Origin of the sequence: Xanthobacter autotrophicus (assembly GCF_029991245.1) — a bacterium.
GTDB classification, from domain to species: Bacteria; Pseudomonadota; Alphaproteobacteria; order Rhizobiales; family Xanthobacteraceae; genus Xanthobacter; species Xanthobacter autotrophicus_C.
Genome location: NZ_JAIVFO010000016.1, coordinates 35,295 through 45,542, shown reverse-complemented (window position 1 = coordinate 45,542; position 10,248 = coordinate 35,295). Strand labels below are relative to the sequence as shown.

Here is a 10,248-nt window from a genome sequence, read left to right as displayed (position 1 = left end):
CCCTTGGGCCGGCGTTCGCTCGCCACCGCGAGGGCGGCGATCAGCCCCGCCCAGATGGCGAACAGGGCCACCGGCAGCAGCGGCAGGCCGAACACGCTCACGTCCGCATCCCACACCATGAGCAGCGGGAAGTTGAAGGCGAGGACGCCGACGCCGAACAGCGCCAGCAGGATTTGCGGGCGCGGGCCGCGCTCCAGGGGGGCGTGCGCTTCCGCGGCCGCAGGAGCTGCCGGCAGGGGCGGTGTCGGGTCGCCCGCGGTCACAGGGCGTCGAACCGGTAGTGCCGGGACAGCCATTGCTTGAAGCCCCGCACGATGGCGAGGGCTTCCTTCAGCGCCTGGCGTTCCAGCGTGCCAAGGTCGGTGAGGCGGATGGCATTGCCGGGGGGGCGGCCGTCCGCCATCTGGCGCAGGTTGTTGGCGAGCTTGAGCGAGATGAGCAAGCGCAGCGCATCGGTGAGGTCGCGGGCGAAGCTCGCCTCCATGTGGCCGGTGGACACCAGCGCCTGAAGCCGGTCGGCGGTGCCGAGCGCGGGAATGCGATACTCCAGCGCCAGCGCGCGCGTGCCGTGAACCAGCGGGAAGATGCCCAGCTTCTTGATGTCGATCTCGGCGGCCGCGCGCCCGGTGAGGCCGGGCAGGCGCGTCCACCAGCCGCCGCCCTCGCCGAAGCGCTCCACCGCCTGGGCGAAGCGGGCGAAATAGCCGGCGTCGTTCATCATCAGGAAGTCCACATGGTCGCGCGCCGCCTTCAGCAGCGTGGCGTCCCCCGCCACCGGGGCGGCATCGAGGAAGATGGCGAGATTCATGGGCCCCTCCGGATCGCCGCCGTGGATCCAGTGCCTCAGCGTGTCCTTGAAGGCGGACACGTGCTGGCACCACAGGGGCCGGCTCAGCATGATGCCGCCGGGGCAGGGGGGATAGCCGAAATCGATCAGCGCCGCGGTGAAGCGCGCGGTGATGTCCTCGAGGCCGTCGCAGGTGAAGCCGTCGGCCAGCAGCAGGGCATTGTCCTGGTCGGTCTTGATGATCTGCTCGCCGCGCCCCTCCGAGCCCATGACGATGAGGCAGGAGTTGGCGCGCAACTCCTCCGGCGCCAGCATCTCCCACAGCCGGCGGAACACCTGCCGGTTCAGTTCGCCCACCAGCGCCGCGATCACCTCCACCCGCACGCCGTCGGCATCGAGCACGCCGACGAGGCTGTCGATCTGGCGCGCGGCGGCCTTCAGTTCGTCGAGGCTGGTGGCCTGCTCGGCCTCCAGGGCGATGAGGTGGGAGTGGTTGGCGACGAAGGCCATGAGGTCGAGCTGGCCCAGCACGCCAACGATGCCGGCTTCATCGCTGCCCTCGCGCACCAGCACCCGGTGGATGCGGTGGCGCAGCATCAGGATGAAAGCCTCGAACAGCTCGGCGTCGGGGCCGACCGACCAGGGGTCAAAGGTTGCCACCGCGCGCACCGGCAGGAGGGCCGGGGGCGTCTCGCCAAGCAGCGCGTCGCGCAGATCGGTGGTGGTGAAGATGCCGATGCGGTCGCCGTCGCGCACCAAAGCCTCGCTGAGCCCGCGCTCGGAGAGGGCGCGGCAGAGGCTGACGAGGTCCATGGACCCGTCCACATAGAATGGCTTGCGCAGGAACACGTCGCGCACCCGCGAGGTCATCAGCGAGATGAATTCGCGGCGCTCCCGGCTTGTATCCATGGCAGGTGAACCTCTCTCATCAGCCATGGATACAAGCCCGCGCGGCGTCTGAGCGAGACCCTCTCGGCCCCGGTCCTCCGGGCCCGTCGGTAGAAACGACGAAACCCGCCCGGTGCCGGGCGGGCTGGGGGACGCTGTCGTGTCCGAAGAGAGCGGCAGGCCGCTCTCTTCTCTTTGCGTGGGAGAGGGATCGACCGGACCGGTTCCGGGCCCGAGGGCATCCGGTCCCCGGGCCGCGTCGGCCCGGGGGGTGTTGATCCGGCTGTTCCCGTCTGCGGTGCCGGGCGGGGTGTTGTCCGGCCGCGGCATCGGGCTTGGCCTTGAGGTCAGTGACCCGAGGCTTCCGATGCCCCGATGCCGGTTTCGGAGCGAACCTGCTGGGCCGGGAAGCCGGCCCGGTCGAGCTTCGCCCGCGGGCTGTTGTCGAGGATCGAGAACAGCCAGATGCCGACGAAGCCGAGCGTCATGGAGAACAGGGCCGGCGAGGTGTAGGGGAAGGGCGCCGAGCCCGCCGGGTTGCCGAGGGTGGCTTCCCACACCGACGGCGACAGGATGGTGAGGATCACCGAGGAGGCGAGCCCCAGGAACCCGCCGATCACCGCGCCGCGGGTGGTGCAGTCCTTCCACAGCACCGACATGAACAGCACCGGGAAGTTAGCCGAGGCCGCCACCGCGAAGGCCAGGGACACCATGAAGGCGATGTTCTGCTTCTCGAAGGCGATGCCGAGCACCACCGCCAGGATGCCGAGGCACAGGGTGGTGATGCGCGAGACCTTCAGCTCCGCGGCGCTGTCGGCCTTGCCCTTCTTCAGCACGGTCGAATAGAGGTCGTGCGACACCGCCGAGGCCCCGGACAGGGTGAGGCCCGCCACCACCGCGAGGATGGTCGCGAAGGCCACCGCCGAGATGAAGCCGAGGAAGATGTTGCCGCCGACCGCCTGGGCCAGATGCACCGCCGCCATGTTGTTGCCGCCCACCAGAGCGCCCTTGGCGTCGAGGAAGCCGGGGTTGGTGAGGACAAAGGTGATGGCGCCGAAGCCGATGATGAAGGTGAGCAGGTAGAAATAGCCGATCCACCCGGTGGCCCACATCACCGACTTGCGGGCTTCCTTGGCGCTGGGCACGGTGAAGAAGCGCATCAGGATATGGGGCAGGCCGGCGGTGCCGAACATGAGCGCCATGCCGAAGGAGATGGCCGAGATCGGGTCCTTGATGAAGGTGCCCGGCCCCATGATGGACTGTCCCGCCGCTTCCGCCGCCGCCGGGGCCGCGCCCTTGGCGGTTGCGATCTGCGCCTTCACGCCCACCGCCGCCGCGAACAGCGCCTCCGGGCTGAAGCCGTAGCGCCACAGCACCATGAGCGCCATGAAGGTGGCGCCGCCGAGCAGCAGGCAGGCCTTGATGATCTGCACCCAGGTGGTGGCGGTCATGCCGCCGAACAGCACGTAGACCATCATCAGCGCGCCGACGATCACCACCGCGATCCAGTAGTCGAGGCCGAACAGCAGCTTGATGAGCTGGCCGGCGCCCACCATCTGGGCGATGAGATAGAAGGCCACCACCACCAGCGTGCCGGATGCCGCGAAGACCCGCACCGGGGTCTGGGCGAAGCGGAAGGCGGCCACGTCGGCGAAGGTGAACTTGCCGAGGTTGCGCAGGCGCTCCGCCATCAGGAAGGTGAGGATGGGCCAGCCCACGAGGAAGCCGATGGAGTAGATGAGGCCGTCGAAGCCGGAGATCATCACCGCCGCGGAGATGCCGAGGAACGAGGCCGCGGACATGTAGTCGCCGGCGATGGCGAGGCCGTTCTGGAAGCCGGTGATGCCGCCGCCGGCGGTGTAGAAGTCGGCCGCCGACTTGGTCTTCGACGCCGCCCACTTGGTGATGAAGAGGGTGCCGACCACGAAGATCGCGAACATGGCGATCGCGGTCCAGTTGGTGGCCTGCTTCTCCGAGGCGCCGATGGCCTCGGCCGCGAAGGCCGCCGTGGGCGCGAGCGCGGCAAGCGCGAGGGCGGCGAGGCCCGCAAGGCGCGACGCCTTGCCGATGAAAGCATGCGTCGACATCACTTGAGCACCTGCTGCTTGATCTTCTCGGACAGGTCGTCGAACTCGCTGTTGGCGCGCCGGACGTAGAGGGCGGTGATGAGGATCGTGAAGACGATCACGCCGAAGCCGATGGGAATACCCCACGTCATCACGCCGTCGCCAATGCGAGCGGAGAGAATGTCTTTCCGGAAGGCGATCAGCAGAATGAAGCCGTAATATACGACCATCATCGCCAGGGTCAGAATCCAGCCGAAGCTCGATCGCGTTGCCTTCAGCTTCTGATAATTGGGGTCGGCCGCGACGCGCGCGGCCAGAGATGCGTCCATCGGAGCCCCTCCCTTTGCGGTCCACGGCTGTTCCGCGGACCTGGTTGTTATCTTGGATGACGTCGGGCTTGGACAAGCCACACGTCGCGCCTGCAATCTGGACCAGCCGCGCGCCCGGCGCTAGTTGGGGAGATACCGTACTTTCGGCGATACTCCTGCGGCAGGCTCCCGCAGTGCACAAGATCGTTTCCGGGGCGAAGAATCACTTCAAATCAGCGGTTTAAGCTGAATTTTCTGCGTATTGCAGGTGCGTTCGACCAGCTCAGGGCAGGTTTTCTCCAACGGCGCGGCAAGCTTATACTTTCGGGTGAAACAACTCAACGATCCGCCGTTGGTATTATGACCAACAGCGCATGCCCCGCGCTGCGCGGTAGCGGGCGGGGGTGCCGCAGGTGTCGCCGGCTCCAGAGTGTGATCCGAGCAGATTGAATTAATCCACGCGGTGAATCGCCGTCTATCTCTTTGTTTTTAAGCCACTCCAGACGCAGAATCGCCGCGCATTCCTGCCGGAATTGCTCGGCGAGGCCCTGGGTGGTGTCGCCGAAATCGGCGTTGGTCGGGGCCGGCAGGATCAGCCCGACGAATTTGGTGCGCCGCGAGGACAGGCCCCCGGCCACGAGACCCGGCAGGCCGTGACGGGAGCGATCCCGGCGATGCCCTTTGTGTTCTTGAATCGCCGAAGGGCTCTCAGCCCTCCCGCGCCGACCTCTCGCCGCGGGCGGCGGCGACCTCCACGGCCAGCGCCTCCAGCACCGGGTCGGGGATGCCGAGGGCGCGCAGCCCCGCGCAGGTCTGGAACAGATAGTCCGCCGCCGAGCCGATGGCGCCCGAGGCGCTGGCGAGCCGGTGGATGATTTCGGCGCGGGGGAGCCCGCCGGCATATTGGCAGCTGGCCCGATCGATGGTGAAGGAGATGGCGCTGCCGAAGCGCGCGCCATCTGCATCGAAAACGTCCAGCCAGCGCGGCACATAGGCCCCCGACAGCATCTCCCGCCGCCACAGGATGGACAGCTCGCGCTCCAGGATCGCCTCGTCGATGCGCAGCGCGACGCCGTGGCAGGCGCCGCCCTCGTCGAGGCCGAGGGTGAGGCCGGGATTGTCGGTGGTGCCGCGCCCGAGCACGGTGGTGAGGCAGAAGGCCCGGTGCCAGCCCTCGATGCGCGCTGTGCGGTGTTCCTGCGCGTGGACAGTGGGATTCCAGATCAGCGAGCCATAGGCGAACAGCCAGGCGTCCCCGTCGGGGCGCGCGTCCAGGGTGGCGCGCAGCGAGGCGGCGCGCTCTTCGTCGGTGAGCACGCGCAGGGCCGGGGCATCCCGTGCCGCGATGGCGTCGATGCCCCCGGATTCGATCAGTTCGCGGGTCAGCTCTTGGATCTTCATGGTGATGCGGGGATATAAGCACGAACTGCGCCAATGCGAAGGCGGTGCTTCGCGGGGCCAGATGCAAGGACGCAAACGGTGATTGCACGCAACGGCCGGCGCGCCCCCATTTGGCGCGGCGGGAACCGGCATGCAATCGACTGCCAAGGTGTCCCGATGGACTACGCCCCGTGGACTGCGCCCCATGGACTCGGCCTCGCGCTGAACCGGTGGCGCTTAAGGTCGATGCGTAAGCCGGCGCCTGCACGAGCCCCCGTTGGCGTCAGACCGCGTGGCCGATGAGGGCGCCGATGGCGGCGGTGACGGCCATGGCGAAGGCGCCCCAGAACGTGACGCGCACCGTGGGCTTCAGCAGTCCGGCCCCGCCGATGCGGGCGCCCACCGCGCCGAGAAATGCAAGGCAGATCAGCGAGCCCCCCGCCACCACCAGCGGGATCGCACCCTGCGGCGCCAGGGCGGTGAGCACCAGCGGCAAAGCGGCGCCGGCGGCGAAGGTGCCGGCGGAGGTGAGCGCCGCCTGGATGGGGCGCGCCACCATGTGCTCGGAGAGGCCCAGCTCGTCGCGGGCGTGGGCGGCGAAGGCATCCTTCGCCATCATCTGCTGGGCCACCTTGAGGGCCAGCGCCTTCTCGACGCCGCGCTCCATGTAGATTTGCGCCAGCTCGGCGAGTTCCGCCCGGGGCTGTTCGGCCAGCTCCCGCCGCTCGCGGGCCATGTCGGCCGCCTCGGTGTCGGCCTGCGAGCTGACCGAGACATATTCCCCCGCCGCCATGGACATGGCGCCCGCCACGAGGCCCGCCGCGCCCGCCACCAGCGGCTCGCTGGCCGAGGCGGAGGCGGCGGCGACGCCGATCACGAGGCTCGCCGTGGAGATGATGCCATCATTGGCGCCGAGCACCGCCGCCCGCAGCCAGCCGATGCGGGCGATGAGATGGTTTTCCCGATGCACGGCGTTTGCCCTCCGCCCCGCCGCCGATTCGGCGCCGGGCAGTCGTGCATACGCCTTTACGTGCAACAGCATATGACGCAGCTCATACCAACGGCCGGTCTTTGACCGGCGCCGAGCGGGCCGCCTTGCCTCGGGCCGTGAACAGGGGCCGGCGGCCCGGCTCCCGGATGACGCGGCGGTGGGCAATGCCGAGGAGGCCGGCGGCGCGGTCCGCGGCGCTCTCCGTATGATGCACCCGGCCGTCGGTGTGGGCCGCGACCGGGGTGGACTCCGGGAAGGCATGGGCGTCCTGTTTCACGCCGATGCCGCGTTGTTTTCGGGTTTGGACGATTGAGGCGCGGACACGCCTTTTACCGCGCCGTCCGCCTTCCTATCTGAGGGGCGGGGCGATCCGACGGGAGCACGCGCCGGTGGGCTTGCGGCGCAAGCCGACCGGACACCGCGTTCTCTTTCCTGAAAGTCTGGAGCCGCAACCGGCTCCGGCGCGGTTGAGGCAGGGTCTCATGGTGCAGCTTTCCATTCTCGATCTGGTGCGGGTGCGGCAGGGGTCCGGCCCCCGCGATGCCCTCGACAATGCCCGCGATCTGGCGGCCCACGCGGAGGAGTGGGGCTATCGCCGCTTCTGGGTGGCCGAGCATCACAACATGCAGGGCATCGCCAGCGCCGCCACCTCGGTGGTCATCGCCCATGTGGCCGCCGGCTCCCGGCACATCCGGGTGGGGGCGGGGGGCATCATGCTGCCCAACCATGCGCCCATGATCATCGCCGAGCAGTTCGGCACCCTGGCCCAGCTGTTTCCCGGCCGCATCGATCTCGGCCTGGGCCGGGCGCCGGGCACCGACCAGAACACCATGCGGGCGCTGCGCCGCTCGCTGACCAATTCCGACCATTTCCCCAATGACGTGATCGAGCTTCAGGCCTATCTCGCCGAGGCCGCGCCGGGCCAGTCCCTGTTCGCGGTGCCGGCCACCGGCACCAACGTGCCCCTGTGGATCCTGGGATCGAGCACCTACGGCGCGCAACTGGCGGCGGCATTGGGTCTGCCTTATGCGTTCGCCTCCCATTTCGCGCCGGCGGACCTGATCCCGGCGCTGGAGCTGTATCGCGCTCGCTTCCAGCCCTCGGCGCAACTCAGCCGGCCCTATGCCATGGCCGGCATCAATGTGATCGCGGCCGAGACCGACGATGAGGCGCGCCATCTCGCCACCACCCAGCAGATGTCGGTGGCGGACATCTTCCGCGGCGCCCGCGGCCTCAGCCAGCCGCCCATCGATGATATCGAGGCCTACTGGACCCCCATGGAGAAGGCGCAGGCCGCCCGCTTCCTCTCCCGCTCCGTGGTGGGCAGCCCGCAGACGGTGCGCGCCGGCATCGATGCCTTCGTGGCCGAGACCCTGGTGGACGAGGTGATGATCGTTTCCGACGTGTTCGATCACCAGAAGCGCCTCGCCTCCTACCGCATGATCGCGGACGCGGTGCCCCACGCCGCCGACTGGGAGAAATCGGCGGCATGAGGCCGGGGGGCTGACCCTCAGCCCTTCAGCGTGGCGTCGAGGCTGATGGCGGCGCGGATCACCTTGGAGAGGGGGCAGTTGGCCTTGGCCTTGCCGGCCAGCTCCGCGAACTGTTCCGGCGTGGCGCCGGGAACGGTGCCCACCAGGGTGAGGTCCACGGCGGTGATCTCGTAGCCCGCCTCCTTCTTTTCCAGCGACACCTTGGCGGAGGTCGCAAGGTCGGTGGCGGTGAGGCCGGCCTCGCCGAGGATGAGCGACAGCGCCATGGTGAAGCAGGCGGCATGGGCGGCGCCCAGAAGCTCCTCCGGGTTCGAGCCCTTCTGGCCCTCGAAGCGGCTGGCGAAGCCGTAGGGATAGGCGGAAAGCGCGCCGCTCTCGGTGGAGATCGCGCCCTTGCCGTCCTTGATGCCGCCGCTCCACTGGGCCGAGCCGGTGCGGATGATCGCCATGTTGGTCTCCTTGATCTTTCGGGGGCCATATCGCGGGCGAGGGCCGCGCCTGTCGGCTTCGGCTCCCGCCCCGCGCGGCCGGTGCGCGCCCCCTTCCAACGGCCCCTGCCGACGCCCCGGCCGGTAACCGGAGTGTGGCGGGTTCCGTGCCCGACCTTGGGCTCAACACTTGGGCGGGCAAATCGTTCACCTCCGGTGGCGCTTTTTTGCCCACGCGGGGGCCGCCGCGCGTGTTCCGGCCCCGGCGGAAACATTCGGATACGCGCGGGAAAACAAACGATGCGCCCGGGTCCTATTGCGGTCACCTCGACCGTGACACTGGCGGCATGACACGGCCCGCCCCCTCGCTCCCTTCCGCCCCAAGCCCCGCGCGCCGGGATGTCCCGGCATGGCGTCCATGAGGCGTCGGATATTGGCCGGGCTTTTGGCGGCGCTGGTCCTGTCGGGCTGCGCGGTGGGACCGGACTATGAGACGCCGCAGTTCGCCTTGCCCGGCCAATGGGGCAGCGGGCGCGGCGGGAAGGCGGAGACCGCGCCCCAGCTTCAGCGCTGGTGGCGGCGGCTTGGCGATGGCGTGCTCGATGGGCTGATGGAGGAGGCGGTGGCGGGCAATCTCGACGTGGCGACTGCCAAGGCCAAGGTGCGCGCGGCCCGCGCCACCTATCGCCAGCAGGTCGGCGCCCTGTTCCCGCAGGTCACCGGCAACGCCTCCGCCACCCGCGGCGACAACGGCAGCAATGTGGGCTCTGACGGCGACGTGACGGTGGCCAGCACCTACACCCAGTATCAGGCAGGGCTGGACGCCAGCTGGGAAATCGACCTGTTCGGCGCCAACCGCCGGGGCGTGGAGGCCGCCGCCTACGGCTCGGATGCGGCGGTGGACGATCTCGATGCCGCGCTCGTCACCCTCGTGGGCGACGTGGCCACCAACTATATCGACGCCCGGGGCTACCAGGCCCGCATCGCGCTCGCCCGCCGCACGGCGAGCGCCCAGCGCGAGACCGCCGCGCTGACCAAGCGCAAGCTCGACGCCGGTGGCGCCTCCGCTTTGGATGCCGCCAATGCCGCCGGGCAGGCCGCCAGCACCGAGGCGGACATTCCCCAGCTTGAAGCCGCCTACGCCCAGAGCGTGCATCGCCTGTCCGTGCTCACCGGGCGGGAGCCGGCGGCCCTGGCCGGGCGGCTGGCGGGCGCGCGCCCCGTGCCGGCACCGCGCCTGCCGGTGCCCAAGGGCATTCCCGCGCAAGTGCTCACCCGCCGCCCGGACGTGCGCGCCGCCGAGCGCCGGCTCGGCCAGTCCACGGCGCTGGTGGGACAGGCGGAGGCCAACCGCTATCCCTCCATCAGCCTTGCCGGCACCCTGAACACCACCGGCACGCAGCTCGGCGACCTGGCGCGCGGCTCCTCCATCAGCTGGTCGTTCGGGCCGACGCTGACGGTGCCCCTCTTCACCGGCGGGCAGCTGAAGGCGGCGGTGGAACTCGCCGAGGCCGAGCGCGACCAGTCCTTCCTCGCCTATCGCGCAGTGGTGCTCACCGCGCTGGAGGATGTGGAGAATGCCTCCGTCTCCCTCGGCAAGCAGCGGCTCAAGGCGGCCCGGCTCGCCGCCTCCGCCGCCTCCTACCGCGAGGCGGCGCGGCTCTCCCACGCGCTCTATGGGGCTGGCTCGTCGAGCTTCCTCGATGTGCTCACCGCCGAGCGCTCGCTCTATGCGGCCGAGACGGCGCTGATCGAGAGCCGGGTGGCGGTGGCGACCTATTATGTGGCGCTCAACAAGGCGCTGGGCGGCGGCTGGGATGGCGCGGTGGACACCGCGACGCCGGTGGTCGTGGACCAGAACACAGGCCCCCATTTCGCGCGCCTGCCGGCGCCGGCGATCCAGTGAG

Annotated in this window: 9 protein-coding genes; 2 read left to right on the top strand and 7 right to left on the bottom strand. The window is 69.5% G+C overall.

Annotation, left to right across the window (positions count from 1 at the left end):
• The 6 genes from K9U41_RS05120 to K9U41_RS05090 form a co-directional block, all read right to left on the bottom strand.
• Positions 1–263, bottom strand: a 263-nt coding sequence (locus K9U41_RS05120) for a hypothetical protein (protein WP_282639781.1), incomplete at its 3' end; no start/stop codon positions are given.
• A complete protein-coding gene (locus K9U41_RS05115) occupies positions 260–1,696 on the bottom strand; it encodes a putative nucleotidyltransferase substrate binding domain-containing protein (RefSeq protein ID WP_282639780.1) in 1,437 nt (478 codons plus the stop codon). The genes K9U41_RS05115 and K9U41_RS05120, both read right to left, overlap by 4 nt.
• 326 nt (positions 1,697–2,022) lie before the next feature.
• Positions 2,023–3,762 (bottom strand): cation acetate symporter, encoded by a 1,740-nt coding sequence (locus K9U41_RS05110; RefSeq protein ID WP_282639779.1) that lies wholly within the window; start codon positions 3,760–3,762, stop codon positions 2,023–2,025.
• Positions 3,762–4,070 carry a DUF485 domain-containing protein gene (locus K9U41_RS05105; RefSeq protein WP_282639778.1) on the bottom strand — a complete coding sequence of 103 codons (309 nt, stop codon included), beginning with the start codon at positions 4,068–4,070 and terminating at the stop codon, positions 3,762–3,764. Before K9U41_RS05105 ends, K9U41_RS05110 begins: the two co-directional genes overlap by 1 nt.
• Positions 4,071–4,757: 687 nt before the next feature.
• Positions 4,758–5,450, bottom strand: a complete 693-nt coding sequence (locus tag K9U41_RS05095) for a gamma-glutamylcyclotransferase (protein WP_282639777.1) — start codon at positions 5,448–5,450, stop codon at positions 4,758–4,760.
• A 262-nt stretch (positions 5,451–5,712) separates the two neighbouring features.
• A complete protein-coding gene (locus tag K9U41_RS05090; RefSeq protein ID WP_282639776.1) occupies positions 5,713–6,399 on the bottom strand; it encodes a VIT1/CCC1 transporter family protein in 687 nt (228 codons plus the stop codon).
• A 503-nt stretch (positions 6,400–6,902) separates the two neighbouring features.
• Here K9U41_RS05090 and K9U41_RS05085 point away from each other — a divergent pair.
• Complete coding sequence (locus K9U41_RS05085) at positions 6,903–7,913, top strand: LLM class flavin-dependent oxidoreductase (RefSeq protein ID WP_282639775.1); 1,011 nt, start codon at positions 6,903–6,905, stop codon at positions 7,911–7,913.
• A 17-nt stretch (positions 7,914–7,930) separates the two neighbouring features.
• On the opposite strand, the gene K9U41_RS05080 is transcribed toward K9U41_RS05085, so the two are convergent.
• Complete coding sequence (locus K9U41_RS05080) at positions 7,931–8,362, bottom strand: OsmC family protein (protein ID WP_282639774.1); 432 nt, start codon at positions 8,360–8,362, stop codon at positions 7,931–7,933.
• A 397-nt stretch (positions 8,363–8,759) separates the two neighbouring features.
• Between K9U41_RS05080 and K9U41_RS05075 the strand changes: the two genes are divergently transcribed.
• Positions 8,760–10,247, top strand: a complete 1,488-nt coding sequence (locus tag K9U41_RS05075) for an efflux transporter outer membrane subunit (protein WP_432715731.1) — start codon at positions 8,760–8,762, stop codon at positions 10,245–10,247.
• Position 10,248: the final 1 nt, after the last annotated feature.

Bases quoted from the DNA above. Each gene is read 5' to 3' on its own strand.
- K9U41_RS05115 (WP_282639780.1), bottom strand. From the start codon at position 1,696: ATGGATACAAGCCGGGAGCGCCGCGAATTCATCTCGCTGATGACCTCG.
- K9U41_RS05110 (WP_282639779.1), bottom strand. From the start codon at position 3,762: ATGTCGACGCATGCTTTCATCGGCAAGGCGTCGCGCCTTGCGGGCCTC.
- K9U41_RS05105 (WP_282639778.1), bottom strand. From the start codon at position 4,070: ATGGACGCATCTCTGGCCGCGCGCGTCGCGGCCGACCCCAATTATCAG.
- K9U41_RS05095 (WP_282639777.1), bottom strand. From the start codon at position 5,450: ATGAAGATCCAAGAGCTGACCCGCGAACTGATCGAATCCGGGGGCATC.
- K9U41_RS05085 (WP_282639775.1), top strand. From the start codon at position 6,903: ATGGTGCAGCTTTCCATTCTCGATCTGGTGCGGGTGCGGCAGGGGTCC.
- K9U41_RS05080 (WP_282639774.1), bottom strand. From the start codon at position 8,362: ATGGCGATCATCCGCACCGGCTCGGCCCAGTGGAGCGGCGGCATCAAG.
- K9U41_RS05075 (WP_432715731.1), top strand. From the start codon at position 8,760: ATGAGGCGTCGGATATTGGCCGGGCTTTTGGCGGCGCTGGTCCTGTCG.